The sequence below is a fragment of the Aeromonas australiensis genome (genome assembly GCF_000819725.1).
Lineage (GTDB): Bacteria > Pseudomonadota > Gammaproteobacteria > Enterobacterales > Aeromonadaceae > Aeromonas > Aeromonas australiensis.
Window position 1 is genome coordinate 1 of the sequence record NZ_CDDH01000077.1, and the last position, 26,392, is coordinate 26,392.

21 protein-coding genes are annotated in these 26,392 nt (G+C 59.4%); 8 read left to right on the plus strand and 13 right to left on the minus strand.

The genetic code is table 11. From position 1 onward, the window contains the following. Positions 1-78 precede the first annotated feature (78 nt). The 3 genes from guaA to BN1117_RS14255 form a co-directional block, all read right to left on the minus strand. Positions 79-1,668 (minus strand): glutamine-hydrolyzing GMP synthase, encoded by a 1,590-nt coding sequence (gene guaA / locus BN1117_RS14245; protein WP_040066364.1) that lies wholly within the window; start codon positions 1,666-1,668, stop codon positions 79-81. A gap of 84 nt (positions 1,669-1,752) precedes the next feature. Then, positions 1,753-3,216 carry an IMP dehydrogenase gene (guaB, locus tag BN1117_RS14250; RefSeq protein ID WP_040098406.1) on the minus strand — a complete coding sequence of 488 codons (1,464 nt, stop codon included), beginning with the start codon at positions 3,214-3,216 and terminating at the stop codon, positions 1,753-1,755. A 444-nt stretch (positions 3,217-3,660) separates the two neighbouring features. Further along, positions 3,661-4,212: a cytochrome b gene (locus BN1117_RS14255; protein WP_040098408.1), complete on the minus strand. Its 552-nt coding sequence runs from the start codon at positions 4,210-4,212 to the stop codon at positions 3,661-3,663. Between the two features lie 290 nt (positions 4,213-4,502). On the opposite strand from BN1117_RS14255, the gene xseA reads away from it, so the two are divergent. Continuing rightward, on the plus strand, positions 4,503-5,870 hold the full coding sequence (gene xseA, locus BN1117_RS14260) for an exodeoxyribonuclease VII large subunit (protein WP_040098410.1): 1,368 nt from the start codon (positions 4,503-4,505) through the stop codon (positions 5,868-5,870). Between the two features lie 141 nt (positions 5,871-6,011). Here xseA and BN1117_RS14265 read toward each other — a convergent pair whose 3' ends face one another. Both BN1117_RS14265 and BN1117_RS14270 read right to left on the minus strand, forming a co-directional pair. Further along, on the minus strand, positions 6,012-7,001 hold the full coding sequence (locus tag BN1117_RS14265) for a D-alanine--D-alanine ligase (RefSeq protein WP_040098412.1): 990 nt from the start codon (positions 6,999-7,001) through the stop codon (positions 6,012-6,014). Between the two features lie 201 nt (positions 7,002-7,202). Beyond that, the gene (locus BN1117_RS14270) at positions 7,203-7,811 is read right to left on the minus strand and encodes a 2OG-Fe(II) oxygenase (RefSeq protein ID WP_040098414.1); all 609 of its coding nucleotides are present in this window, start codon (positions 7,809-7,811) and stop codon (positions 7,203-7,205) included. A 350-nt stretch (positions 7,812-8,161) separates the two neighbouring features. On the opposite strand from BN1117_RS14270, the gene BN1117_RS14275 reads away from it, so the two are divergent. Both BN1117_RS14275 and BN1117_RS14280 read left to right on the plus strand, forming a co-directional pair. Beyond that, positions 8,162-8,638 (plus strand): glutathione peroxidase, encoded by a 477-nt coding sequence (locus BN1117_RS14275; protein WP_040098416.1) that lies wholly within the window; start codon positions 8,162-8,164, stop codon positions 8,636-8,638. 159 nt (positions 8,639-8,797) lie between these two features. Continuing rightward, positions 8,798-10,186, plus strand: a complete 1,389-nt coding sequence (locus BN1117_RS14280) for a DEAD/DEAH box helicase (RefSeq protein ID WP_040098417.1) — start codon at positions 8,798-8,800, stop codon at positions 10,184-10,186. Between the two features lie 113 nt (positions 10,187-10,299). Here the strand turns inward: BN1117_RS14280 and hutW are convergent, their stop codons facing one another. Then, positions 10,300-11,661: a heme anaerobic degradation radical SAM methyltransferase ChuW/HutW gene (gene hutW, locus BN1117_RS14285; protein WP_040098419.1), complete on the minus strand. Its 1,362-nt coding sequence runs from the start codon at positions 11,659-11,661 to the stop codon at positions 10,300-10,302. A gap of 254 nt (positions 11,662-11,915) precedes the next feature. Here hutW and BN1117_RS14290 point away from each other — a divergent pair, with 254 nt between their 5' ends. Further along, the gene (locus BN1117_RS14290; RefSeq protein ID WP_040098421.1) at positions 11,916-13,511 is read left to right on the plus strand and encodes a methyl-accepting chemotaxis protein; all 1,596 of its coding nucleotides are present in this window, start codon (positions 11,916-11,918) and stop codon (positions 13,509-13,511) included. A gap of 126 nt (positions 13,512-13,637) precedes the next feature. Here the strand turns inward: BN1117_RS14290 and aroG are convergent, their stop codons facing one another. The 5 genes from aroG to BN1117_RS14315 all read right to left on the minus strand — a co-directional run bounded on the left by aroG (position 13,638) and on the right by BN1117_RS14315 (position 19,532). Next, positions 13,638-14,693, minus strand: coding sequence for a 3-deoxy-7-phosphoheptulonate synthase AroG (gene aroG, locus BN1117_RS14295; RefSeq protein ID WP_040098423.1), 1,056 nt, complete (start codon positions 14,691-14,693; stop codon positions 13,638-13,640). Positions 14,694-14,913: 220 nt separating this feature from the next. Then, positions 14,914-16,197: a 3-phosphoshikimate 1-carboxyvinyltransferase gene (gene aroA / locus BN1117_RS14300; RefSeq protein WP_040098424.1), complete on the minus strand. Its 1,284-nt coding sequence runs from the start codon at positions 16,195-16,197 to the stop codon at positions 14,914-14,916. 226 nt (positions 16,198-16,423) lie between these two features. Beyond that, positions 16,424-17,512, minus strand: a complete 1,089-nt coding sequence (gene serC, locus BN1117_RS14305; RefSeq protein WP_040098426.1) for a 3-phosphoserine/phosphohydroxythreonine transaminase — start codon at positions 17,510-17,512, stop codon at positions 16,424-16,426. Positions 17,513-17,737: 225 nt separating this feature from the next. Further along, the gene (locus BN1117_RS14310) at positions 17,738-18,664 is read right to left on the minus strand and encodes an electron transfer flavoprotein subunit alpha/FixB family protein (RefSeq protein ID WP_040098428.1); all 927 of its coding nucleotides are present in this window, start codon (positions 18,662-18,664) and stop codon (positions 17,738-17,740) included. Positions 18,665-18,779: 115 nt separating this feature from the next. Next, positions 18,780-19,532 (minus strand): electron transfer flavoprotein subunit beta/FixA family protein, encoded by a 753-nt coding sequence (locus BN1117_RS14315; RefSeq protein WP_040098430.1) that lies wholly within the window; start codon positions 19,530-19,532, stop codon positions 18,780-18,782. Between the two features lie 169 nt (positions 19,533-19,701). Between BN1117_RS14315 and BN1117_RS14320 the strand changes: the two genes are divergently transcribed. The 3 genes from BN1117_RS14320 (at position 19,702) to BN1117_RS14330 (ending at position 23,241) form a co-directional block, all read left to right on the plus strand. Next, positions 19,702-21,345, plus strand: coding sequence for an electron transfer flavoprotein-ubiquinone oxidoreductase (locus tag BN1117_RS14320; protein WP_040098431.1), 1,644 nt, complete (start codon positions 19,702-19,704; stop codon positions 21,343-21,345). Positions 21,346-21,679: 334 nt separating this feature from the next. Further along, positions 21,680-22,627 carry a magnesium/cobalt transporter CorA gene (gene corA, locus BN1117_RS14325; RefSeq protein WP_005337059.1) on the plus strand — a complete coding sequence of 316 codons (948 nt, stop codon included), beginning with the start codon at positions 21,680-21,682 and terminating at the stop codon, positions 22,625-22,627. 152 nt (positions 22,628-22,779) lie between these two features. Continuing rightward, a complete protein-coding gene (locus BN1117_RS14330) occupies positions 22,780-23,241 on the plus strand; it encodes a DUF2919 domain-containing protein (protein WP_040098433.1) in 462 nt (153 codons plus the stop codon). Positions 23,242-23,253: 12 nt separating this feature from the next. On the opposite strand, the gene BN1117_RS14335 is transcribed toward BN1117_RS14330, so the two are convergent. Then, positions 23,254-23,973, minus strand: coding sequence for a hypothetical protein (locus BN1117_RS14335; RefSeq protein ID WP_425283270.1), 720 nt, complete (start codon positions 23,971-23,973; stop codon positions 23,254-23,256). A 296-nt stretch (positions 23,974-24,269) separates the two neighbouring features. Here BN1117_RS14335 and BN1117_RS14340 point away from each other — a divergent pair, with 296 nt between their 5' ends. Beyond that, positions 24,270-24,821 (plus strand): lipoprotein, encoded by a 552-nt coding sequence (locus BN1117_RS14340; RefSeq protein ID WP_040098435.1) that lies wholly within the window; start codon positions 24,270-24,272, stop codon positions 24,819-24,821. A 137-nt stretch (positions 24,822-24,958) separates the two neighbouring features. On the opposite strand, the gene glgC is transcribed toward BN1117_RS14340, so the two are convergent. Further along, on the minus strand, positions 24,959-26,233 hold the full coding sequence (glgC, locus tag BN1117_RS14345; RefSeq protein WP_040098436.1) for a glucose-1-phosphate adenylyltransferase: 1,275 nt from the start codon (positions 26,231-26,233) through the stop codon (positions 24,959-24,961). Positions 26,234-26,392 lie beyond the last annotated feature (159 nt).

The following is a 26,392-nucleotide window of genomic DNA, read 5'->3' on the forward strand; positions in this document are numbered from 1 at the left end:
GGTTCTTCAGCAATCTGAGACGCCTCAAGGGCGTCTTTTTGCATTTTTATGCTCGAAGGATAGAAGGGCGCGAGCCGCTTATTCCCACTCGATAGTTGCGGGCGGCTTGCCGGAAACGTCGTACACCACGCGGGAGATACCATTGATCTCGTTGATGATGCGGTTCGATACGTGACCGAGGAAGTCGTACGGCAGGTGAGCCCAGTGGGCGGTCATAAAGTCGATGGTTTCGACGGCGCGAAGCGCAATCACCCAGTCATATTTGCGACCATCGCCCATCACGCCAACGGAGCGCACCGGCAGGAACACGGCGAACGCCTGGCTGACCTGGTTGTAGAGGTCGGCTTTGCGCAGCTCTTCGATAAAGACCGCATCGGCGCGGCGCAGAATATCGCAGTACTCTTTCTTCACTTCGCCAAGGACACGCACGCCCAGACCCGGGCCCGGGAAGGGGTGACGGTAGAGCATGTCGTAGGGCAGACCCAGCTCCAGACCAACGCGGCGCACTTCGTCTTTGAACAGTTCGCGCAGCGGCTCGACCAGACCCATCTTCATCTCTTCCGGCAGGCCGCCGACGTTGTGGTGAGACTTGATGACGTGGGCCTTGCCGGTCTTGCTGGCAGCGGATTCGATAACGTCCGGATAGATGGTGCCTTGCGCCAGCCACTTGGCGTTTTTCAGCTTTTTCGCTTCATCATCAAACACTTCGACGAAGACGCGGCCGATGATCTTGCGCTTGGCTTCCGGCTCGTCAACACCGGCCAGGGCAGAGAGGAAGCGCTCTTCGGCTTCAACCTTGATGATGTTCAGACCAAAGTGGTCACCAAACATCTCCATCACCTGCTCGCCTTCGTTCAGACGCAGCAGACCGTTGTCGACGAAGACGCAGGTCAGGCGATCGCCGATGGCGCGGTGCACCAGCATGGCGACCACGGAGGAGTCGACACCGCCGGAGAGGCCGAGGATCACTTCATCGTCACCCACCTGCTCGCGGATGCGGGCAACGGCGTCGTCGATGATGGTGGCCGGGGTCCAGAGGCATTCGCAGCCGCAGATGTCTTTTACGAAGTGCTCCAGCATGCGGGCACCCTGACGGGTGTGGGTCACTTCCGGGTGGAACTGCACGCCGTAGAAGCGCTTGGCTTCATTGGCCATGGCCGCGTGGGGGCAGGTCGGGGTCTGGGCGATGGTGGTGAAGTCAGCCGGAATGGTGGTGACCTTGTCACCGTGGCTCATCCAGACATCCAGCAGGGCATTGCCGTTGTCGGCGATGGCATCTTCGATGTTGCGCAGCAGCGCACTGCTCTTGCCAGCTTCGCCCAGCACTTCCACCTTGGCGTAACCGAATTCACGCTCGGTGGAGGATTGCACCTTGCCACCCAGCTGCTCGGCCATGGTCTGCATGCCGTAGCAGATGCCGAACACTGGCACGCCGGCGTTGAATACATACTCGGGGGCACGGGGGCTGCCCGCTTCGGTGACGGACTCGGGGCCGCCGGAGAGGATGATGCCGCTCGGATTGAATTCGCGGATCTGCTCTTCGGTTACGTCCCAGGCCCACAGTTCGCAGTAGACGCCGATTTCGCGCACACGGCGGGCGATCAGCTGGGTGTACTGGGAACCGAAGTCGAGGATAAGGATACGGTGCTGGTGAATGTCTTTAGTCATTTTATTCCTGCATCAGGCTGATGTTGTCACAAAGGGCACGGGATAAAAAAAGGGTGGAAAAACGGGGCGCAGGGCCCCGTTTTATCAGCCCATCCGATAGTTGGGGGCTTCTTTGGTAATGGTCACATCGTGGACGTGGGACTCTTTCATCCCGGCGCCGGAGATGCGCACGAACTCAGCTTTGGTGCGCATGTCGTCGATGGTGGCGCTGCCGGTCAGGCCCATGGAGGAGCGCAGGCCGCCCATCTGCTGATGGATGATCTCTTTGAGGCGCCCCTTGTACGGCACGCGACCTTCGATGCCTTCCGGCACCAGCTTGTCGGCGGCGTTGTCGGTCTGGAAGTAGCGGTCGCTGGAGCCTTTGGACATGGCGCCGAGGGAACCCATACCACGGTAGGATTTGAAGGAGCGACCCTGATAGAGCTCGATCTCGCCCGGCGCTTCTTCAGTACCGGCGAACATGGAACCTACCATGACGCAGCTGGCGCCCGCGGCAATGGCCTTGGCGATGTCGCCGGAGAAGCGGATACCGCCATCGGCAATCACCGGAATACCGGTGCCTTCCAGCGCGTCAACAGCGTCGGAGATGGCAGTGATCTGGGGCACACCCACGCCGGTCACGATACGGGTAGTACAGATGGAGCCCGGGCCGATACCGACCTTGACCGCATTGACACCGGCAGCAGCCAGCGCCTTGGCGCCCGCGGCGGTCGCCACGTTGCCACCGATGATCTGCAGATCCGGATAGGCATCGCGAGTGGCCTTGATGCGATCCAGCACGCCCTGGGAGTGACCGTGGGAGGAGTCGATCAGCAATACGTCAACACCGGCTTCCACCAGCGCAGCGACGCGCTCTTCGTTACCTGCACCGGCACCGACCGCTGCTCCGACCCGCAGACGACCCTTGTCATCTTTACAGGCGTGGGGCTTGCGCTCGGCTTTCTGGAAATCTTTAACGGTGATCATGCCCTTGAGTTTGAAGTCGGCGTTCACCACCAGCACTTTTTCGATACGGTGCTTTTGCATCAGGGCAACCACCTCTTCACGAGGGGCCCCTTCACGCACGGTGACCAGACGATCTTTCTGGGTCATGATCTGTTCAACGGTCTGGGAGAGGTCAATCACGAAGCGCACGTCACGGCCGGTGATGATACCGACCAGCTGATTGCCGTCAGTCACCACGGGGTAACCGGCGAAGCCATTCTTGTGGCTCAGCTCCTTGATTTGGGCGATGGTCATATCGGGGCGCACGGTGACGGGGTCGGTGACCACGCCGCTTTCGTACTTCTTGACCTTGCGCACTTCGGCAGCCTGCTGCTCGATGGACATGTTCTTGTGGATAAAGCCGATACCGCCTTCCTGGGCCAGTGCGATAGCCAGACGGGCTTCGGTCACTGTGTCCATGGCAGCGGAGATCATCGGGATGTTCAAGCTGATGGCGGAGGTCAGCTTGGTACGCAGATCGGCAGTATTGGGAAGAACATCGGAGTGGGCGGGAACCAACAGTACATCGTCGAAGGTTAACGCTTCTTTGGCAATCCTGAGCATGGCAATATCTCACCGTTGAGGAAGTGGGGGTGTAAAATATTGCCGACGAAGTTTACTCACGCATTGGTCACTGGTAAAGAAGTTTTTTGAATTTTTTATGGCATAGCCCTCTTTTAGGCGGCCAAAACGCCAAAAAACCAAGATTATCAGTACGAAAAGCGCCATTTCGGGGCAAAAGAGTTGGCTAACCGGTGATTTATGCAAAACCGGTAGGTGCCGACGCAGCGCAACCCCCATGCAACGGGATGATCGACAGGGGCTCAGGGGGCAAGCGGCCTCTGACCACCCTCCCCTTGTCTTGTGTCCTTGTATTGTCTCTTGCCCTCGCGGCGACCACTCGCACCGGTATCATTCTCTTCTCAATCTCCTTTGCTCGGTCTGGATAATAAATTTCACCCGCTGGCAATATATATTTCCCGGCACAACAAGGGGTACCTCTCTTTATTATTTTCGCCCCACCATCCGCAGCAAGGTATTATCTTTATCCAGCAGATGATGTTTCAACGCCCCGACAATGTGCACCAGCAAAAATGCCAGCATGATATATGGCGAATAAATATGGACTGTGTGAGCAATATCCCGAACGGATTCACTGAATGGAATCACATTGGCAGGATTATGGATATCTGGATTCATCGGAATAATAGACCAGCCAAATATCGCGACACCTCGGCCAGCCGCTGCGGAATAACAGAGACCGGACACCGGAATAAGCAGCGTTGAAATCAGCAACCCCCAGTGGATCGCCCTGGCTGCCAATGCCTCGTAAACAGGATATTGACGCACAGGCTCAGGCCACCCTTTAACAAGGCGGATAATGGCGCGGGGCAGGATCAAGATCAGTGCAATCACCCCCAGAGATTTATGCAGCGCATAGAGATCCCATATTTCAAATTTAACCATCAGATAACCCACAAGGGTCAGGCCAATCATCATCAAGGCAACCGACCAGTGCAGCAAACGGGTCGTCAAACTTAAGTGGGTTGAGGGATTCATAAGCTACTCCAAGCAGGGGGCGAGTGAACGCTGGTCAAGATGGTGGCGTCGTGAATATCAGCGACACATAAAATATCAACGACATTGAGACAAGCCGCAACGCGGCCAGATGCGGGCAAGCGTGAGGGCTTTTATCGGGAGCCATACTGCCTGCCCGGATAAACGGCAGCGTTTCCAATCTTGCTTTTCTGCTGCTGACGCCTCCTGCTTAGCGCCCACCCCCTGTTTCGGGTTAAGATAGCGGCCATTGTTTTATCCCGGCCCCGCCGGAGCAGACCACAGGTACGCCCTTGAACCGATTTACCCCATCCAGTGCGGCGAGCGGCCGCGAGCAGCAGGTCTTTACCGTCACCCGCCTCAACAGCGCCGTGCGCATGATCCTGGAGCAAGATCTGGGGCTGGTGTGGCTGAGCGGCGAGCTCTCCAATCTGGCGATGCCAAGCTCCGGCCACTGGTACTTCTCCCTCAAGGACATGTCGGCGCAGGTGCGCTGCGCCATGTTCAAGGGCAACAACCGGCGGGTGGCCTTCCGCCCGCAGGATGGCATGCAGGTGCTGGTGCAGGCGCGGGTCTCTCTCTATGAGCCGCGCGGCGACTACCAGCTGATCATCGAGTCGATGCAGCCTGCAGGCGACGGCGTATTGGCCCTGCGCTTTGAAGAGCTCAAGCGCCGCCTTGGTGCCGAGGGGCTGTTTGACGAGAGCCGCAAGCGACCGCTGCCCCGTGAACCACGGGCGGTGGGCCTTATCACCTCCGCCACCGGTGCCGCCCTGCACGACATGCTGACGGTGCTTAAACGGCGCGCGCCGGATCTGCCGCTCTTTATCTACCCGACTCAGGTACAGGGGAGCGCCGCCATCAGCCAGATCGTCGCGGCGATCGCCAAAGCGAACCAGCGCGCCGAGGTGGATGTGCTGATCGTTGGCCGTGGTGGCGGGTCGCTTGAAGATCTCTGGTGCTTTAACGAAGAGGCGGTGGCCCGCGCCATTGCCCACTCCGCCATACCTGTGGTGAGCGCGGTGGGCCATGAGGTGGATGTCACCATCAGCGACTTTGCCGCCGACTTGCGCGCCCCTACCCCGTCGGCTGCCGCCGAGCTGGTGGCGCCGGATCAAAGCGCCCGTACCCAGCGTCTGGTTCACCTCAAGCAGCGACTGCTGCAGGCGATGAGCCGCCAGCAGACCGCCGCCCGCCACGATTTCATCCTGCTGCAAAAGCGGCTCGATCATCAGGATCCGAAGCGGCGGCTGGAACAACAATCCCAGCGCCTCGACGAGCTCTCCACCCGTTTGCAGCAGCTATTGCGCCAGCGGCTGCATCAGGGAGAGCGGCGCCTCACCAACCTTGAGCTGCGCCTGCAGGGCAAGAGCCCGGAGCGCCTATTGGCAGCTGGCAAGCGCCGCCACCAGCTGGCCGAGGAGCGGCTCTATGCCCTGATTGCCAAGCGGCAAGACCTTGCCAGTCACCGCCTCGCCATGCTCACCGCCCGCCTCGATGGGGTGAGCCCGCTCGCTACTCTGGGTCGCGGCTACTCCATCACCCGCACTGCGCGCGGCGAAGTCATCAGCCGTGCCGATCAGGTCAAATGTGGCGACGAGCTCGTCACCACCCTGGCGCAAGGGAGCCTGCAGGTACGGGTCGAGGGCATTAAGCCATAACCTGTTCTCTTGAACCACAACCGGGCGCCGCACCTCGCAGGCAAGCAGTCGCCTCGTTCAAGCCGATATAAAAAAATCCCCGCCGATTGGCGGGGATTTTTATTGGCACGGTATTCACACCCGTCAGCGAGAGCGACCCGCTTAGCTGGCCTTGCGCAGGATCTGCTCAAGGTAGTCGGCGAAGCGGTGACCGTGATGCTCCAGCAGTTTCGGGAACATGGAGATGGAGGTCATGCCCGGGAAGGTGTTGATTTCATTCAGCAGGATCTCCCCCTCCTCGGTCAGGAAGAAGTCGATGCGCGAGAGATGAGTCAGTTTCAGCTGACGGAACGCCTTGAGGGCATACTCGTGGATCGCATCGGCCTGCGCCTGGGTCAGCCCCTCAGCACGCAGTGCGGTCTCGGTATGGCTGGCGCTGCTGTATTTCTCTTCATAGGTGTAGAACTTGTCCTGCGGCACGCAGATCTCGCCCGGATACGTCGCCACCAGCTCGTCACCATACTGGTAAACCGCCACTTCCAGCTCGCGCGGCTTGACCGCTTTTTCGATCAGAACCTGTTCGGAGTAACCGAAGGCATCGGCAATGCCCTTCACCAGATCTGTTTCGTTGCTGGCAGAGTAGCAGCCAACGGAAGAGCCCTGGGAGGCCGCCTTGATAAAGACCTTGCCCCACTTGGCCAGCGCGGCTTTGGCCTCGGCCAGCGCCGCCTCATTTTGCTCGGTCAGGAACAGGTACGGGGTGTTGGGAATGCCGATGGCGGAGAGCCACAGTTTGGTGCTGATCTTGTTGAAGCAGATCTTGCTCGCCTCGGCATCGCAACCGAGGTAAGGCAATCCGGCCAGTTCGAGGAAGGATTGCAGATCGCCGGTCTCACCCGGGTAGCCGTGGATGCAGGGCACCACGTAATCCACCGGACGGGCCACGCTGTCAAACGAAAGCAGCTTGTCGAGCCCCAGCTTGCACTCGCGGCCATCGGCACTGAGCCAGCGATCGGCGAACATCTCGACGCGGGTCACTTCGACACCGGGCAGAAGGCCCAGTTGTTGCTCGAGGAAATTGGCGCTGCGCAGAGAAACCTCGTGCTCGGAGCCACCGCCGCCGCACAGCAGCAAGACATGCATGTTCTTCATTAGATGTGATCCCTTGGGAGAAGCGGCTTCGCCATCACCATTTAAAACCCAATCGCATTAAAACCGGACGAAGCCAGATACGAAGATAAGTGCGCGCCAGTGTAGCAAGGGAGATCAACCCTTGTCAGCTGATGGGGCCCCTCCAGCCATATCTTGCGACGAAAAAGGCCGTCCAATCTGCGCAACCCTGTCAGAAATGGCTCAACGCGGGGGATCCACCCGCCCCATGCCGTGACCATTGACCCGAAACCAGCCGGCGATGCTGTAGCGCTCGCGGTTGGCAGGCAGCACCTCGTGGGGAAACTCCTCGGAGAGGAAGATAACCAGCCGCCCCCCCTTGGGGCTCACATCCATCAGAAACTGCTCCTTGTCGTCATAGATGCGCAGCAGCCCACCCGCTTCGGGCAACCAGTCGTTGTTGAGGTAAAACACGGTGGTAAGACGGCGGTTGGAGCGGCCGGCAAAGGCATCCCGATGGGTGGCGTAAAAATCCCCGCTGCGATAGCGGGCGAAGTGAGCCTCGTAGTCAAACAGGCCCAACATCAACATCCGGTTGGCGGCAAGACGCAGCGCCTCCATCCGGGCCAGATAGTCAGCCACAGGCGCACCGAGAGAGGGCTCCAGCCAGTGGATCTGGTCACGGCGAATATCGGGATTACCCTGATGCAGGGCGTCACGGCCGATCCCGGCGGGTTGCCACTCGCTTGGCAGACAGGCCTTGAGGGCATCCACCTCGGGGGCGGTGAGAAAATCGTCCACTATCGCCCACCCGTGGGTGTAGATAGCATCCATGACAGCTTGATAGTCCAAGATTGGCTCACAATAAGTGGAAAGAGGGCGCTTTGTAGCGACTTACCGGCAAAGTCACAAACCGGTTTGCTTCTCTTGAGAAGTCCCACCATCAATACCCAATCCAGCCAACGCCAGCTTCTTTTTATCTGCCGAATGTGATCCCGCCCTCAGCCGGGACGTAACAGAGCCTGAAAGTGTGAGCCGTCCCCCATTGGCGACGGACTCCCAAAACGATGCTTGTGGTGAGTAGATTCGAGCGATACCTTGGCATCAACGGATTTGCCGACCCTCTCTCCAGGCCAGATGATGCGGTTTGTCATCAACCGGCTTATAACCCATAAACGTGCAATCAACAGAAGGATAATGTGATGGCCCTGCCCGATCTGACACTGCAACAACTGGATGGAACCCCTTACCCACTGACCCAGCTGGCCGACAAGGTGATCCTGGTGGTCAATGTGGCCAGCCGCTGTGGCTTTACTCCCCAGTATGAGGGGCTGGAAGCCCTCTATCGTGAGCTGGGGCCAGCGGGGTTGGTGATCCTCGGTTTTCCCTGCAATCAGTTTGGCCAGCAGGAGCCGGGGGATGCCGACGAGATCGCCCGTTTCTGCTCCCTCGACTACCCGGTCACCTTCCCTATCATGGCCAAATGCGATGTCAACGGCGAGCAGGCCCACCCGCTCTATCAGTGGCTCAAGAAGGAGAAACCCGGGCTGCTGGGGCTGGAGAACGTCAAGTGGAACTTCACCAAATTCCTGATCGACCGTGATGGCAAGGTGGTTGACCGCTTTGCTCCCACCACCAAGCCGGAGAGCCTGGTCGCCCCCATCCGCGACCTGCTCTGATAACCTGAACCGACCCGATTGAGCAGCCGATGCGACAGCTACTGCGCATCGGCCGCTCTTTTGCTATATTACGCCCCCGTTATCATTTCTATCTTGTGGCTGGCACCTGCGCCAGTCTTCCGCTGAGCCTAAGGCTCACCAGAGGAGTTTCTCTCGAACATGTCATTCAACGAACTGGGTCTGTCTCCGCATATTTTGCGGGCCGTCAAGGAGCTGGGTTACGAACAGCCAACCCCCATCCAGCAGCAAGCGATTCCGGCCATTCTGGCTGGTCAGGATGTGCTCGGCGGCGCCCAGACAGGCACAGGCAAAACGGCCGGTTTCACCCTGCCGATGTTGCAGCGTCTGCTGGCCAACCACGGCCGTGGCCGTCGTCAGGTGCGCGCACTGGTACTGACCCCGACCCGCGAACTGGCGGCACAGGTGGGCGAGAGCATCATCAAGTATGCCCACCACCTGCCGTTCAAGACGCTGATCGCCTATGGTGGTGTCAGCATCAAGCCCAATCTGGACGCCATCAAACTGGGGGTGGACATTCTGGTGGCCACCCCGGGCCGTCTGCTGGATCTGCTGACCCAGGGAGCCCTGACCCTGAGTCAGCTGGAAGTGCTGGTGCTGGATGAAGCGGATCGCATGCTCGACATGGGCTTTATCGTCGACATTCGCCGCATCATGAAGGCGCTGCCTGCAGAGCGGCAAACCCTGCTCTTCTCTGCCACCTTCTCAAACGACATCAAGGCGCTGGCGGATGATCTGCTGAACGACCCCACCCTGATCGAGGTGGACCCCAGCAATACTGCCGCCGAACAGGTGACCCAGCGCATCATTCAGGTGGATCGGGAACGGCGCCGCGAGCTGCTCTCTCACATGATTGGCCGTGGCAACTGGCAGCGGGTGCTGGTGTTTGTGCGCACCAAGCAGATTGCCGACCGCCTCGCCCAGCAGATGCAAAAAGATGGCCTCAATACGGTGGCGATCCACGGTGACAAGAGCCAGGGTGCCCGCAACCGGGCGCTGGCCGATTTTCGCAGTGGCGAGGTGCGAGTGCTGGTAGCAACCGATATCGCCGCCCGCGGTCTCGATATCGATCAACTGCCCCATGTGATCAACTTCGAACTGCCCCAGATGGCGGAGGATTACATCCACCGTATCGGCCGTACCGGGCGTGCCGGTCGCGGTGGCGAGGCCATCTCGCTGGTCAGCCAGGACGAGCTGGGTCAGCTCAAGGCTATCGAAGCCCTGATCGGCCAATCCCTGACCGTGGAGATCCTGGAAGGGTATGAGCCAAGCGGCAAACCAAGTCGCCAGACTCTGCCGGGCAGCAAGCCGGTGCAGAACCCGCCTCGGGCTCGCGGCCATGCCAACGCCAAGAGCAGCAATGCCAAGGGCAAGCCAGCCGCGGGCAAGGGCAAAGCCAAGAGCGATGGCAGCAAAAAACCAGCCCCAGCTCGCAAACGGGAAGTGGTAGGCGAGGATGTCGGATTTACCCCGATGCGCCGCCTGCCCAAAGCAATGCGCGACAGCTATCAGGAGAGCAGCGACGAGTAAGCTCGTGCGCAGCCCTAACTGCCAAGCCCAAAGAGGGAGCCTGCAAGGCTCCCTCTTTCGTTATGGATCGCACGGAGTCGTGCAAGTGCTCCGTGCAAATGCTCCGCTCGGGCTCAGACCAGCGAATGGCGCACCGCGGCGCTACCCTGGCTGGGCGGCGCAGAACCATCGAGTGGATTGAGCTGCAAGAACTCGAACAGGCCAGCCTGCATATTGACGTTCCAGAAGCGTCCAGCGAGGGTGAGGTGCAACCGTTCGCTCTCGATCTCGGCCAGCCCGTGCTGCTGCCAGGCGGCAAAGAGCGGCATCAGATGGGTCAACAAAAGCGCTGGCAGACGATCCAGCGCCAGCACGCCACTGTCGAGGGCGCCACGCAGCAGACCGTCCATCCTTGCATTGGGATTGCGTCCCATCACCATCCCGGGCGCCCGCTTGCCACTGGCCAGCGCGTCGTGCCAGGGGGCCAGATCCCGCCCATACATGAGGCCGTGACCAAGAATGCACCCACCAGCCCCCGCGCCAAAGGGGAGGATCTCCGCACCACGCTTGGCCATCTGGTTATAACGGCTCTGCTCGGCCGGGCTGCGCCGCCAGTGACTGCAAGAGAGACGCTCCCAACCGTGGGCTTCCAGTTGCTCCCCGCCATAGGCATACATGGTTGCCCGCTGCTGGCCATCGGCGAGCCAATCCAGGGTACCCTTCTCCTGCGCCCGCTCCAGATTGGTGCCCTGCATGGCGATGAGCTGGTAGAGGTCGACCCCGTGCACACCGCTCGCCATCACATCGCGGATATCCTGCTGCCACACGGCCTCATCCTGACCGGGCAGACCGAAGATGAGATCCGCCACGATCACAGCCGCATCATCCCGGGTCAGCTCGCCAAGGCGGGTCAGCAGTGTCTCCCTGTCATCGAAACGGGCGGCCTGCTGGCGGACCTTGGTATCAAAGCTCTGCACCCCGAACGAGAAACGGTTGAAGCCCCCCGCCAGGGCCGCCTGCCACTTCTCATCATCAAAGCCATTAAGGCGTCCCTCCAGCGTTACCTCGGCATCTGCTGCCAGCGGAAAACGGCGGATCACGGCTGCCAGCATGGCCAATTCATCGGCGCTCATGTCGGTCGGCGTACCGCCCCCCACATAGACGGCTGAAAACGGCATGCTCTGCGCCAGCGGGGTGTCAGCCGCCTGCCCAAGGGAGGCGCACAAAGCGTTGACATAGCGGTTGATCCGCGCCGGATTAGCGCCATTTTCAAAGAAATTACAGAAACTGCAGCGCTTGCGACAAAACGGAATGTGGATGTAGAGGGCACGCTCCTCAGCTTCACTCTCTCGCTGCCACCAGCTCTGCCAGCCAGCCTCATCCAGCGGGAAAGGACGCATCCCTCCCCGACTGGCGTGAGCCGAAGTCTTGGCGCTAAAGGCAAACTTGAGGGGGTCCGGCGAGGCGATGCCGATCATCGAAGGGGTCAGATTCATGGTGGTCACTATTCAGCAAATAATGACAATGATAACGATTATCGTTACCAGATATTTGTTCTGGATCAATCCGGGAAGCCACTCCCCACACCAAGGTCATTCTGGCAACCTACATTACCGATCTGCTTAACAGATTATTTACTCAAGAGTGGTTATTGTGTGCCGATAGAGAACTGTCTCCCGCCATTTCTTCTTCTACGATCAAGATGATACGGGATCACATAACAACACCAAGCGCATGGAACTGGCCTAAAATGCATAACCTCTCCTTGAACTGGAAAATATTCCTCCCTCTTGCGCTGGTCATCAGCACCACCTTTGGCCTCTGCTTCGAACTCTCCGCCTGGCTGCAACGGGATCTCGCTATCCGGCTGGCAGAGGAGAAGGTTGAGAGCATCGCCAACACTTATATGGATCAGGTAAACGTGCTGATGATGACCGGTGGCATGGCTAACCGGCAGATAGTGCAGACCAAGCTCCAGAGTGAAGCGGGCATCGTTGAAGCCCGTCTGGTGCGCGCGCCGGCCGTCAGCAATCTGTTTGGCCCGGGTCACCCCGACCAGCAAGTACAAGATGGTCTCGATGAGCGTGCCATCAATCAGGGGGAGGCCATTTTGCAGCAGCAGGGTAACCGGCTCACCCTGATCAAGCCGTTCAAGGCCTATCCGGAGTATCGCGGTACCCAGTGCCTCACCTGTCACCAGGTCAATGAGGGGACCGTGATGGGCGCAGTGCGGATCAGTTATGACCTCAGCCACACCTTTGGCGAGATCCACCACAACAACCTGATCCTGAGCGGCAGCCTGGCCGCCGTCTTCAGCCTCGGCTTCGGCTTGCTCTGGTGGGTGTTGCAGCGTTATGTAAAACACCCCTTGCGCCAGCTGCAGCTCACCATGATCCAGATGGCCAAGGAGCGTAACCTCGCCCTTCCCCTGGTCAATCACAGCCGGGATGAACTGGGTCAGATGACCCGCGCCGTCAATGATATGGTGCAGGGATTCCGCCACAGCCTGCAAGAAGTAGAAGGGGCCACTCACCAGCTCTATCAGGAGTCGAGCCAGATCCGCCAGGTTGCAACCCAGACCGAAAACTCGGCCCGCCAGCAAGAGGGGATGACCACCCAGGTCGCCACCGCCGTGAGCGAGCTGGCCGCCAGCTCTCATGAAGTGCGCGAACATGCCCGCCACAGCGCCGAACTCTCAGCCCTCACCAATCAGGATGCTGCCGACACCAGCCGCCTCGCCCAGCACTCCATCACCGATATGGGCGAGATGTCGGCAGAGATTGATCGGGTGGATCAGGTGATCCAGCAACTCGACAGCCGCTGCCTGGCGGTTGACGGTGTGCTCGAGGTGATCAAGGGGATCGCCGACCAGACCAATTTACTGGCCCTCAACGCCGCCATTGAAGCGGCGCGGGCAGGTGAGCAAGGCCGTGGCTTTGCGGTAGTAGCCGATGAAGTGCGGGCCCTCTCCAACCGCAGCCGCGCCGCCAGCGAAGAGATCTCCCAGATGATCACTGCCCTGCAAAATGAGGCCCAGAGCGCAGTTACGGTGATCGGGGATGCAAAAAGCAAAGCCGATGAAAGCATCAGCAAGACCGAAGCGACCCTGGCAGCCATGCAGAACATCATCGAGCGCATCGCCCGTATCAACGACCTCAACGCCCAGATGGCCCAGTCGGCCGAAGAGCAGGACAGGGTCTGCCATGAGGTAGACAGCTCGGTGAGCGATATTCGAAATACCTCCAACGACACCCTGGGTCAGGCGCACGCCGCCAACCTCGCCAGCATTCAGCTGGTAGAGCAGTGCCAGAAACTGGAGGCGCTGCTGAAAACCTACCGCTGGTAATCGACTTAACATATGAAAAAGCGCGACCCGAGGGTCGCGCTTTTGCTTTATGAATTCGATTTGGCCGAACGGCCGCGTTGCTACTCAAGCGGCGCTCTGACTATTAACAGCGCCGCCAGGATAGCTTTAACGGGCGTTACGGGTTGCGACGGCATCCGCCAGATTGCGCAACAGCACTTCGGTATCGGCCCAACCGATGCAGGCATCGGTGATGCTCTGACCGACGGTGAGTTCACACCCTTCCACCAGATCCTGACGGCCTTCTACCAGATGGCTCTCCACCATCACACCAAACACCGCCTTGCTGCCGGCACGCAGCTGACCGGCTACATCTTCGGCCACCACCATCTGGTTCTTGAACTGCTTGCTGCTGTTGGCGTGGCTAAAGTCGATCATCACCTTTTGTGGCAGACCGGCCTTCTCCAACCCCTTAACCACCTCACCGACATGAGCCGCGCTGTAGTTTGGCTCACGGCCACCGCGCAGGATGATGTGACAATCCGGATTCCCTTTGGTCGCCACAATGGCGGAGTGACCATATTTGGTGACCGACAGGAAGTGGTGCGGCGCACTGGCGGCGCCGATGGCATCGATGGCGACCTTGATGGTGCCATCAGTGCCGTTCTTGAAACCCACCGGACAGGAGAGACCGGAGGCCAGCTCGCGGTGAACCTGGGATTCGGTGGTACGGGCACCGATAGCGCCCCAGCTCATCAGATCCGCCACATATTGGGGGGTGATCATGTCGAGGAACTCGGAGGCGGTTGGCAGCCCCATATCGTTGAGATCGAGCAGCAACTTGCGACCGATGCGCAGGCCGTCGTTGATCTTGCAGCTGTTGTCGAGGTACGGATCGTTGATCAGTCCCTTCCAGCCCACTGTGGTGCGCGGTTTTTCGAAGTAGACCCGCATCACGATCTCCAGCTGACCTTTCAGCTCGTCGCGCAACGCCTTGAGGCGCTTGCCGTACTCCAGCGCAGCAACCGGATCGTGGATGGAGCAAGGGCCAATCACCACCAGCAGACGATCATCTTCGCCAGCCAGGATATTGTGAATGGCCTGACGGGATTCAAAAACGGTGGACGAGGCCACCTCGGTAGCCGGAAACTTCTCAAGCACCGCAACCGGGGGTAATAACTCTTTGATTTCACTGATACGAACGTCGTCGGTTTGATGCTGCATGACAAGGCTTCCTGCTAGATGACTGCGATTAGGAAATCTCAACATAGCCCGCGACAGCGTATGTGTAAATAGGGAATTACAGCAATCACAAAACTATTTCATATAGCAATCTTGCAAGTTATTGAAATGATGCTAGGCAAAATGGCAATGCAGGTGAGGAAGGCAAAAAGGCCCGCTCAGCGCGGGCCCGAAGCGTCGGTGTAGACGGTTTTGTCAGTGATCAACCAGGCTGGCTGATACTGGCCAGCTTGTCGAAGTAATCCGGGAAGGTCTTCGAGGTGCACTTGGGATCATTGATGGTGACCGGTGTATCCGATAGCGCCACCAGCGAGAAACACATGGCGATACGGTGGTCGTTGTAGGTGTCGATGGCCGCATGCGTGAGCTGATCTGGCGGAGTGACGGTGATAAAGTCATGCCCCTCCTCCACTTCGACCCCCAGCTTGCGCAGCTCGGTCGCCATGGCGTGCAGACGATCGGTCTCTTTCACCCGCCAGTTGTAGATATTGCGAATGGAGGTTGGCCCCTTCGCAAACAGCGCGGCAACGGCGATGGTCATAGCCGCATCGGGAATATGGTTCATGTCCATATCCACTCCGTGCAGCGGTGCCTGCTCCGCCTCGATAAAGTCATCGCCCCAAGTGATGCGCGCGCCCATCTTCTCCAGCACATCGGCGAAGTGGATATCCCCCTGAATGCTCTGTTTACCGATACCGGTGACCCGCACCTTGCCCTTGATGGCGCCCGCTGCGAGGAAGTAAGAGGCGCTGGAGGCATCCCCTTCCACCAGCAAATCACCCGGGCTGATATAGGTCTGGTTGCCCTTGATGTAGAACAGCTTGTAGTTGTCGTGCTCGATGACCACCCCGAACTGCTTCATGATGTGCAGGGTGATGTCGATGTAGGGTTTGGAAACCAGTTCCCCCTTGATGTGAATGCGTGTATCACCCGCCGCCATGGGCGCCGCCATCAAAAATGCGGTCAAAAACTGGCTGGAGACGGAACCATCGACGTGCACATCGCCGCCCCACAGCCCCTTGGCATCCACCACCAGTGGCGGATAGCCATCTTTTTTCAGGTACTGGATATGGGCACCCGCTTCACGCAGGGCATCCACCAGATGGCCGATGGGACGCTCTTCCATGCGCGGCTCGCCGCCCAGGGTATATTCACCGGAGCCGAGACAGAGCGCAGCGCAGAGCGGACGCATGGCGGTGCCAGCGTTGCCGAGGAACAGATTGACCGGCTCTTTTACCGCGAAGCTGCGGCCCAGACCCTGCACGGTGCACTCGGTCTTGTCGGCGGAGAGCTTGTACTTGACCCCGAGCTGGGTCAGCGCCGCCAGCATGTGACGAATGTCATCGCTGTCGAGCAGGTTGGTCAGACGGGTGGTGCCACGAGCCAGCGCCGCCAGCAGCAGCGCACGGTTAGAGACACTCTTGGAGCCGGGTAAATTGACCTCACCGGCCACATGAGAAATGGGTTCCAAACGCAACGAATTCATAGACTTCCTGTGCTATCTCAAAAATAAACGCCTGTCTGGACGTTAACAGCCTGCGTCCCGCTCGGCAAGGGCACTTTCAGGGGAAATCCCACGGCGAACGCCAGCGCGCTGGTTCTGTTGAAAAAAAGACGCCGAGTCTCCCCGGCGTCTTGAATCACTGCACTAGCTGGAAGCGGCTCAAGGGTTGTCATGAGAGGCCACCAGCAAACACATAGGGGCTCTCTTCTCAGCCGTGGCGTTTGGCAAAGCCATCCATAAAGCTGACCAGGGCCTTCACTCCCTCCAGCGGCATGGCGTTGTAGAGGCTGGCGCGCATGCCACCGACGATGCGGTGTCCTTTGAGTGCCAGCAGGCCAGCGGCCTCAGATTCAGCCAGGAACTGCTTGTCCAGCTCGGCATTTTTCAGCTGGAACGGGATATTCATCCGCGAACGGCAGCTGACATCAACCTGATTGCCGTAGAAGCTCGACTGATCGAGATAGTCATAGAGGAAGTCGGCCTTCTCCATGTTGCGCGCTTCCATCGCCTCGAGGCCACCCTGTTCTTTCAGCCACTCGAACACCAGACCGGCCAGATACCAGGCGTAGGTGGGCGGCGTGTTGAACATGGAGTCGTTCTTGGCAGTGAGCTTGTAGTCGAAAATCGAGGGGACATCGGCTCTGGCCTGATCCAGCAAGTCATCGCGTACGATGGCGATGGCAAGCCCGGACGGCCCGATATTTTTCTGGGCACCGGCATAGATGATGCCAAAGCGGCTCACATCGAGAGGACGGGAGAGGATGGTGGAGGAGAGATCCGCCACCAGCGGCACCTCGCCGGTGGCCGGGATATCGAACATCTCGATGCCATCAATGGTTTCGTTCGGGCAGTAGTGAACATAAGCCGCATCGGCGCGAAACGCCGGGCTCGGCAACAGGTGAGAGATCCCCTGCTCGTTCTTGGCAACCCCCTGGAAGGTCTGGATATCGCCATACTTTTTGGCTTCATCCACCGCGCTCTGGGACCAGACACCGGTCAGCAGAAAGTCCGCCTTCTTGTTGGCGCCCCCCAGCAGGTTCATGGGCACAGCGGAGAACTGACCGCGGCCGCCGCCGTGCATGAAGAGCACCTTGTAGTTGTCCGGCACCGCCAGCAGCTCGCGCAGATCCGCTTCAGCCTTCTCGGCAACCGCCATGTAGGGCTTGCCGCGATGGGAAAGCTCCATGACCGAGGCTCCCAGCCCCTGAAAATTACAAAATTCGCGCTGGGCGCGCTCCATGACTTCAACCGGCAGCATGGCGGGGCCGGCGCAGAAGTTGTAAATCTGTTTGCTCATGACGCTTTCCGTGAGTGGATGAGAGTAATCGATGACTTGTCAGGTTTTACACAAGAGCAGCCAGCGGATCAAAGGCTTTTTGGGAGCTGGCTCAACCTTTTACCGTCACTCTGCATCCCCCTTGCAGTAGAAAAAGCCCTGAACGGGTCAGGGCTTGCAGGGAACATGCACAGAAATGACGGGCAGTGCGCACAAACGACCACAGCTCAGCCATTTCTGACAAATTTACAGTTTGGCGGTGAGCTCCGGCAGCAGAGTGAAGAGATCCCCCACCAGCCCGTAGTCCGCCACCTGAAAGATGGGGGCGTCGCTGTCCTTGTTGATGGCCACGATCACCTTCGACTCCTTCATCCCCGCCAGATGCTGGATGGCGCCCGAAATGCCGACCGCGATATAGAGCTCGGGCGCCACCACCTTGCCGGTCTGTCCCACTTGCAGATCGTTGGCGACAAAGCCCGCATCAACGGCGGCCCGCGATGCTCCCACCGCCCCACCCAGCTTGTCGGCCAGCGCTTCTATCAAAGCAAACTGCGCCTTGGAACCAAGGGCCCGGCCACCGGAGACAACCACCCGGGCGGCGGTCAGTTCGGGCCTGCTGGAGCGCACCGCGCGGCGCTCGACCAGCCGGGTACGCCCAGCGAATTCGGGCACGGCCAAGCGTTCGATGGGAGCCTGCCCGCCCGTCTCCGCCTTGGCAAACGCAGTGGCCCGCACCGTCATCACTTTGACGGGCGCCGAGCTTGCCACTCTGGCAATGGCATTGCCCGCATAGATGGGGCGCAGGAAGGTGTCGCTGCTCTCGATCGCCGTCACCTCGGAGAGCATCTCCACCCCGAGCCGTGCCGCTACCTGTGGCAGCAGCGCCTTGCCCATGGTACTCGCCGCCATCAGGCAGTGGCTGTAACCTTCGCACCAGCTGGCCAGCAGCTTGTCTACCCCATCCAGCAGCCCGTCGGCCAAGCGGGGATGTTCGGCAAGCAACACCTTGTCGACGCCGCCGAGGGCTGCCGCCTGTTCACTCGCCTCGGTCAACCCTTGCCCGAGCAACAGCAGGTCAACCTGACCGCCGATGGCTCCGGCGGCGGTGACCAGTTGTGCCACGTTGTCGGCCAGATGGCCCTGATGATGTTCGGCAATGATCAGCACGCTCATGGCAGCTCCTTAGCTTCATTAGTCAATCGTTCCACCCACTGTATCAGCGCACGAAACCCAGGCTCGACCTCGACGACAAATCGCACCTGACGATGTTCAGCTATCACCAGCGCATTCATGGCAGCACCTTCGCTTCGTGTTTGAGTTTGTCTACCAGCTCGTCCACCGAGCCCACCTTGATCCCGGCGCTGCGGGCTGGCGGCGCCATCACCCCGAGCAAACGGGTCTGGTTGGCCACCTCAACGGCGAGTGTAGAGAAGGGGGAACTATCAAGCGGCTTGCGCTTGGCCTTCATGATGTTGGGCAGCGAGGCAAAGCGCGGTTCATTCAAACGCAGATCGGCGCTCACCACCGCAGGCAACGGCATGCCCAGAGTCTCGAGGCCACCGTCGATTTCGCGGGTCACCAGCAGCTCTCCCGCTTCCACCTTGAGGGCGGATGCGCAGGTCGCCAGCGGCCACTCATTGAGGGCAGCCAGCATCTGGGCCACCTGATTGTTGTCTGAATCGATGGACTGCTTGCCGAGCAGCACCAGATCCGGCTGCTCCTGCTCACACACCTTGTGCAGGGCGCGGGCAACCGTCAGCGGTGCGAGCGTCTCGTCAGTGACATAATGCAACGCCCGATCCGCCCCCAGCGCCAGTCCATGGCGCAGCTGCTCGGCAGCCGCGTCAGGGCCAAAGGTCACCACCACCAGCTCGCTGGCGACCCCGGTTTCGCGCAGCCTGACGCCCTCCTCCACCGCAATTTCACAAAAGGGGTTGATCCCCATCTTCACATTGGCGAGCTCCACATCGGAGCCGTCTCCCTTCACCCGGATCTTGACGTTGTAGTCGACTACCCGTTTGATTGCGACCAGCAGCTTCATGGGATCATGCCTCGTCTCTTTGGATTGAATTCATTAGTGTGCCTCTGCGTTTGTTGCAGTACGCTCTTGCCGGATTTTTTGCTTTTTCTTGCTTAGTTTTGCTTACAACCGCTTTACGTTTACGTAAACTACCAGCATTACCCTAGGCCAACCAGAGCGCAGAGGCAAGATGGAACGGGAAGCAATGGAATTTGATGTCGTCATCGTCGGCGGCGGTCCGGCGGGGCTCACTGCAGCCATCGCCCTGAAACAGCAGGATGCCACTCTCTCTGTCTGTCTACTGGAGAAGGGGGCCGAAATTGGCGCCCATCTGCTCTCCGGCGCTCTGTTTGATCCCGTCGCCTTGCAAGAGCTGCTGCCGGATTGCTGGCAGCAAGCGCCGCTCGGCGTGCCGGTCAGCGACGATCAGGTGCATCTGCTGCAAAGCGAGCAACGCTCCCTGCAACTCCCCGCCTGGGCGGTGCCACCCCGGATGCACAATGAGGGCTGTCACATCGTCAGCCTCGGCAATCTCTGCCGCTGGCTCGGCCAGCAGGCGGAACAACTGGGAGTCGAAATATACCCGGGGTTTACCGCCAGCGAACTTATCATGGACGCGGGCCGGGTCAAGGGGGTGATCACCGGCGATCTGGGGCTGGATCGGGCGGGCAATCCGAAAGCAGATCATGTGCCCGGCATGGCGCTGCTCGGTCGCTACACCCTTTTTGCCGAGGGGGCCCGAGGCCATCTCGGCAAGCAGCTGATCGGCGAATTCAATCTGGCAAGCCCTGCCCAGCCCCAGCACTATGCCATCGGCTTCAAGGAGCTGTGGCAACTGCCAGCAGGTCAGGGCAAAGCAGGACAGGTACTGCACGGCAGTGGCTGGCCCCTTGGCAAGCAGGGGGGAGGCAATAGTCACGGCGGCTTCTATCTCTATCACATGGAGAGGGATCAGGTCGCAGTCGGGCTGATTGTCGATCTCAACTACCAGAATCCCTGGCTCAGCCCGTTCGACGAATTCCAGCGCCTCAAGCATCACCCGCTTATCGCCGGCGTGTTGCAAAATGGGGAGCGCATCAGCTATGGCGCCCGCGCCATCACCAAGGGGGGCTGGCACGCCCTGCCCCGCATGCACTTCCCGGGCGGCCTGCTGATCGGCTGCGATGCGGGCACCCTCGACTTTTCCCGCATCAAGGGGATCCACACCGCCATGAAGTCCGGCATGCTGGCGGCAAAAACCGTCGTGATGGCGCTGCGGGGGGGCGATGAAGGGGGCCGGGATCTGGCCCAGTATGGTGACGCGCTGCACCAGAGCTGGCTGGCCCGCGAGCTCAAGGCGGCACGCAACTTCGGCGCGGCGCTTCACCGCTATGGTCCCTGGCTCGGCGGTGCCTTCAACTGGCTGGAGCAACGGCTGTTTGGCGCAAACTCGCCCTTCAAGCTGCTCGATAAGGCTCACGACTACCGTCAGCTGCGCGTGGCCAGCCGCTGCGAGCCCATCCATTATCCCAAACCCGATGGCAAGCTGAGCTTTGACAAGCTCTCGTCTGTGTATCTGGCCAACACCAGTCACGACGAGGATCAGCCCTGCCACCTCAAGCTGCAGGACGAGCGTATTCCGGTCGAGGTCAATCTGCCTACCTGGGCCGAACCCGCCCAACGCTACTGCCCGGCAGGGGTGTTTGAAGTGCTGGAAACGGAAGGCGCGGCCAAACTGCAGATCAATGCCGCCAACTGCATCCACTGCAAGACCTGCGATATCAAGGACCCCAGCCAAAACATTATCTGGACACCGCCACAGGGGGGCTCCGGGCCCAACTATCCCAATATGTAATGCACTGCCACGAAGGGGAAGCCGGACATAACGATCCCGATATGCAGGGGATGCCCCCCTTATCTGATCGCCGGTCAGTTCGGTAACGGTGCAGAGCAGATCGATACTGGCGAGGTTGGCGCGGCTGCTCCGACCTCGCTGTTTTTTTGGACAAACAAGCTGAATCCCTGATGAATAGCCCCTGACAAGCGGGGCCCACCCCTGTATAGTTCGCCGCATTCAGGTTTTCCATCGGCCCGATCTGCTTATCCACGGGATCGCCTTCTTCGCGATCTAAGGCCGCATGACCTGTGCAACCATCCCTGATTACCCATGACTTTTTAAGGGGGGACAGATGATCACCGCCTACATTCTCAATAACAAGGTGCTAGACATAGTCACGCTCGGGCCTGACGACATAGTACCTGACAACACGGTCTGGCTGGATGCCTACAAGCCGGACACGGCAGAGCGAGAATGGTTGACGGGCCTGTTCCTGGAAGAGGTCCCCGACAAGGAAGAGCTCGACGACATCGAAGCGTCAGCCCGTTTCTACTGGGATACTGACGGTCTGCACATTCACTCCCTGTTTCCCCAGCGGATCGGTCGTGACACCAAGGGTGTCCACGTCTCCTTTACCCTGCGCAACAACCTGCTGATCAGCATCCGTGAAGATGACATCGGGCTGGTGCGCCTGCTGCGCCACTATATGCGCCAGGACAGGCTGGAGGTGGAGGATGCCCTCGACATCCTGCTGGAGGTGCAAAACCTCAAGGTGGAGTACCTCTCCGACCTTATCGAAGATGGTTACAAGACCTTGGAAAACACCGCCGATCAGATCTTCGAGCCGGATCAGATCAACCCCATGCTCAAAGAGTTGATGGCGCAGGAGGAGGCCAACGGCCAGATCCGTCTCTCCCTGCACGATACCCGCCGCGCCCTGCGTTTCCTCAAACGCAGCCTGCGCCAGCGCATGAGCCTGGAGCAGAACAAATGGATCGACGAGATGCTGCACGATGTGGAATCCCTGTTGCCCCACACCCAGTTTCTGTTCGACAAGATCAACTTCCAGCTGGAGGCCTCCATGGGGGTGACCAATCTGGAGCAGAACAAGGTGATCAAGATCTTCTCGGTAGCCGCCGTGATCTTCCTGCCGCCGACCCTGATCGCCAGTATCTACGGCATGAACTTCGGCCGCATGCCGGAGCTCGCCTGGGAGTATGGTTATCCCATGTCACTGGTGTTGATGGTGATGTCATCGCTCGGCACCGGGCTCTTTTTCAAGCGCAAGGGCTGGCTGTAATACCACCGACGCGCGCTGCGATGTCTGAAGAGACGGATTGGGGGGCATGGCCCCCCGATTAATTCCCGTTCCCGCTCACGCCTTGCAAAGGGCGGCTCACCGCCCCATATCCCCTTCATCATTTGCATCACAAGATTGGATATCGGGCCACCATGACCCTCTACCCCGAACACCGTTATGACGATCACGGCCAGCTGCGCCCGCCCCTCTGGTTCTGGCCTATCGCCCTGTTGCTGACACGCTCGGTCTGGCTATTTCTGATGGCGGGAGTGACCCGCGAAAGCGGCAGCGAGATCCTGACCCTCTTTTATCCGGACAAGATCACCCTCTACCTCAGCCTGCTGACCGACGTACCTGCCATGCTGGCGTTGCTCGCCTGCGGGGGCACCCATCAGCGAACCCAGAGCATGCGCGCCAAGCTCAGGCGCCACAGCCCGCTGCTGCTGCTCTGCTCTGCCGTCAGCGGTCTGCTGATGCAATTGCACAGCCTCAATCTGCAGCAGTGGTCGTTCAGCTGGCCCACCGCCCTGGTGCTGGTGGCCAGCCTCTGGGCGCTCTGGTATCTGCTGCGCAGTCGCCAACTGCGGGAGTATGCCGCAGATCAGCCCCACTGACGGGGCTGACACCTATTGACGAGTGACCCGGATCTGCAGGGTCTGGCGCTCGCTCTGGCTGCCACGCCCACCCTGCAACTGCGTGCCAAGAGTGCTGCCCTGCTGCGCCGCGCTGGTGGATAGCTCCCCCACCGTCAGCCACTGACCCGGGGCCCCGCTCACTTCGGTGGCACTCTGCCCACGATTGATGGTGCCCTGATCCAGCCTCGCCTGTTCGCTACTGAGCGCAATCTGCACCCGATCGCCAATCAAGGTGGCCGTGGCATAGAGGCCGTTCACCAGCGGCATCATCCCCACCACAGCCCCCCCGTTCCACTGATAGAAGGTGACCGGTTGATAGGTACCCATCTGCAATAGCACGGGGCGACCCGACAGTCCGCGCACCTGCCAGCTGTCGCTCTGGCGGCGCTGGTACTGCTGGGCATTGCCATCAAGCAGCCACTGCCGCTTGGCCTCATCGCGACTGATTGAGCCCCCCAGTTGCTGACCGCTGGCGGCACCATCCACCCGCCACTCGATAAGCAGGCTTTGCGGTGGCTGGTTGATCTGGGCCAAGGTGGCTTCGGCCTCCTGCAGTTGGGCTGGCGTACCGCTCAGCACCAGCTGGTTACCCATGGCACTTACCCCAAGCTCAGGGTAAATCTCCTTGAGGGTCTGCACCGCCCCTTGCGCCTCGAAGACCGGCATCACCTTCACCTCGGCCCACAGGGACGAGCTCCAGAGCCCCATCATGCAGCCAAGCCACAGCAGCGCCCTGCGGCCAACCTTGCCCATCCGAACCATTGCGCTCTCCTCGTTCTCTTTGCTCTTCTCGCTCTCTGTTCTCTTCTCTCTGCTTAAGGCGTATATCTACGCCCGCAGTCAACAGCTCAGCCCTATTCCGCTCACTCGTCGATGATGAACCCGGCGCTTGCCAAAAAACAATCGGGAATGCAGCAACTCCGTGCTTTCCAACGGTATGGGGCTCTCATTCCACGCCCGTTATCGCGTAAGATAGCGCCATCATAGTTGCCCAAACGGACTCCATCATGTTGAAACAGCTGTTGTTACTCCCCCTCGCCCTGCTGCTGGGAGCCTGCTCCCTGACCCAATACAATGTCAGCGAGGCTGAAATCAACCAGTACCTCAAAAAGCAGGTCTCTTTTGAAAAACAGCTGGGGATCCCCGGCATCATGTCGAGCAAGATCCGTCTGGATGAGATGCAGAGCCGTATCGGCCGCAAGCAGCCGGATCGCATCGAACTGGACGCCGCCGGCGATCTGCAGGTAAGCAGCCCCCTTGGCAGCCAGCAGATGAAGATCCGCTTTGCCCTGAGCGCCCGCCCGGACTATGTGGCCGATCAGGGCGCCATCTATCTGCGCGACCTTGAGCTGATCTCGGTCAAGACCGAGCCGGCCGATATCGGGGCCGCCCTTACCCCGCTGCTGCCCACCTTCAATCAGTCGCTCTCCCTGTTCTTGTCGCAGACCCCGGTCTACCGCCTCGACAGCAGCCGCCAGAACGAAGCCAGGATCAAAGATAAGGTTGAAGCCCTCAAAGTAGAGCCGGGCCGTCTGGTGATCCCCTTTAAATTGCTGTAAACCGCCTCTCTCTGGGTCGATGACACTGCGTTCAAGGTGTCATTCTCCCTTGACTGAAAAAAGAAGGGAGCCTCTAAGGGCTCCCTTCTCATCATGATCTCAGGGATGATTCAAGGCACTGACGCCACTCACCAAACTCACATCAGTTTATCTAGCATCTCCTTGGTCACCAGCACAATCCCCTGCTCGGAACGGTAGAAGCGGCGGCTATCTTCATCGGCATTCTCACCCACCACCAGCCCATCGGGCAGGACACATCCTTTATCCACCACCACCCGACGCAAGCGGCAGCCTGCACCTATTTCAACCCCCGGGAAGATGACAGCCTGGTCAAGAGTACAGAAGGAGTGCACCCGCACACTGGTAAAGAGCACCGAGTTGAGCACAAACGAACCACTGACAATGGTGCCGCCCGAGAACATGGAGTTGATGGTCATGCCATGCTGACCGTTGCGGTCCTGCACAAACTTGGCCGGCGGCGCCAGGGTCTGGCTACTCCAGATGGGCCAGTTCTGATCATAAATATCGAGCTCGGGCAGCACGGACGCGAGATCCATATTCGCCTCCCAGAATGAGTCGAGCGTACCCACGTCACGCCAGTAGGGTCTCTGTCCTTCCCGCGCCCCGACACAGGACATATTGAAAGGGTGAGCAAACGCCATTCCCTCCTCCACGATGCGGGGGATCACGTCCATCCCGAAGTCGTGTTTGGAGTCCTGATTGAGGATGTCCTCCTCCAGCAGTTGGTAGAGGTACTCCGCCTCGAAGATATAGATCCCCATGGAGGCCAGCGAACGATCCTGGCAGCCCGGCATGGCGGGCGGATTAGCGGGTTTCTCCACGAAGGCGCGGATCTTGCGCTGCTCGTCGATATCCATGATACCGAAGGCTGAGGCCTCAGCCCTCGGCACCTCGATACAGGCCACCGTCACCTTGGCACCAAGCCGCACATGGTCGAGCAACATGGCGGCATAGTCCATCTTGTAGATATGATCCCCAGCCAGCACTACCAGGTATTTGGGGCCGTAGTCACGAATGATGTCGACATTCTGATAGATGGCATCGGCAGTGCCACGGTACCAGTGCACCTCGTCCACCCGTTGTTGGGCAGGCAGCAGGTCGATAAACTCATTCATCTGATAACGCAGAAAGGACCAACCCGATTGCAGGTGGCGCAGCAGGCTGTGAGATTTGTATTGGGTGACGACACCAACGCGGCGGATCCCCGAATTGATGCAGTTGGAGAGGACAAAATCGATGATCCGGAATTTGCCACCAAAATGGACTGCTGGCTTGGCTCGATTGTCAGTGAGTTGTTTCAGACGACTACCGCGTCCCCCCGCCAACACCAGCGCCATGCTTTGATTGAGCAACTGCCGTGCCTTGGCACTATTTTCGGGCTCTAACAACATGATTTACCTCTGCCTTATTCGATCTACTTTCGAACTATCTTGGCCTGTTTTGGGCTGGCTAAAAGTGGTTTCACTCACATTTAACCGATTTCAATTGACCCTTTTCATCGAGTTGCGAGGAAGAACATGTTTTGCACTACAAAGTTGATTAAAATTCCC

What these genes read in the sequence shown, in the direction of transcription:
- guaA (WP_040066364.1), bottom strand. Translation starts at nt 1,668, where the DNA reads ATGACTAAAGACATTCACCAGCACCGTATCCTTATCCTCGACTTCGGT.
- guaB (WP_040098406.1), bottom strand. Translation starts at nt 3,216, where the DNA reads ATGCTCAGGATTGCCAAAGAAGCGTTAACCTTCGACGATGTACTGTTG.
- BN1117_RS14255 (WP_040098408.1), bottom strand. Translation starts at nt 4,212, where the DNA reads ATGAATCCCTCAACCCACTTAAGTTTGACGACCCGTTTGCTGCACTGG.
- BN1117_RS14265 (WP_040098412.1), bottom strand. Translation starts at nt 7,001, where the DNA reads ATGAAGAACATGCATGTCTTGCTGCTGTGCGGCGGCGGTGGCTCCGAG.
- BN1117_RS14275 (WP_040098416.1), top strand. Translation starts at nt 8,162, where the DNA reads ATGGCCCTGCCCGATCTGACACTGCAACAACTGGATGGAACCCCTTAC.
- BN1117_RS14280 (WP_040098417.1), top strand. Translation starts at nt 8,798, where the DNA reads ATGTCATTCAACGAACTGGGTCTGTCTCCGCATATTTTGCGGGCCGTC.
- hutW (WP_040098419.1), bottom strand. Translation starts at nt 11,661, where the DNA reads ATGAATCTGACCCCTTCGATGATCGGCATCGCCTCGCCGGACCCCCTC.
- BN1117_RS14290 (WP_040098421.1), top strand. Translation starts at nt 11,916, where the DNA reads ATGCATAACCTCTCCTTGAACTGGAAAATATTCCTCCCTCTTGCGCTG.
- aroG (WP_040098423.1), bottom strand. Translation starts at nt 14,693, where the DNA reads ATGCAGCATCAAACCGACGACGTTCGTATCAGTGAAATCAAAGAGTTA.
- aroA (WP_040098424.1), bottom strand. Translation starts at nt 16,197, where the DNA reads ATGAATTCGTTGCGTTTGGAACCCATTTCTCATGTGGCCGGTGAGGTC.
- serC (WP_040098426.1), bottom strand. Translation starts at nt 17,512, where the DNA reads ATGAGCAAACAGATTTACAACTTCTGCGCCGGCCCCGCCATGCTGCCG.
- BN1117_RS14310 (WP_040098428.1), bottom strand. Translation starts at nt 18,664, where the DNA reads ATGAGCGTGCTGATCATTGCCGAACATCATCAGGGCCATCTGGCCGAC.
- BN1117_RS14315 (WP_040098430.1), bottom strand. Translation starts at nt 19,532, where the DNA reads ATGAAGCTGCTGGTCGCAATCAAACGGGTAGTCGACTACAACGTCAAG.
- BN1117_RS14320 (WP_040098431.1), top strand. Translation starts at nt 19,702, where the DNA reads ATGGAACGGGAAGCAATGGAATTTGATGTCGTCATCGTCGGCGGCGGT.
- corA (WP_005337059.1), top strand. Translation starts at nt 21,680, where the DNA reads ATGATCACCGCCTACATTCTCAATAACAAGGTGCTAGACATAGTCACG.
- BN1117_RS14330 (WP_040098433.1), top strand. Translation starts at nt 22,780, where the DNA reads ATGACCCTCTACCCCGAACACCGTTATGACGATCACGGCCAGCTGCGC.
- BN1117_RS14335 (WP_425283270.1), bottom strand. Translation starts at nt 23,973, where the DNA reads ATGATGGGGCTCTGGAGCTCGTCCCTGTGGGCCGAGGTGAAGGTGATG.
- BN1117_RS14340 (WP_040098435.1), top strand. Translation starts at nt 24,270, where the DNA reads ATGTTGAAACAGCTGTTGTTACTCCCCCTCGCCCTGCTGCTGGGAGCC.
- glgC (WP_040098436.1), bottom strand. Translation starts at nt 26,233, where the DNA reads ATGTTGTTAGAGCCCGAAAATAGTGCCAAGGCACGGCAGTTGCTCAAT.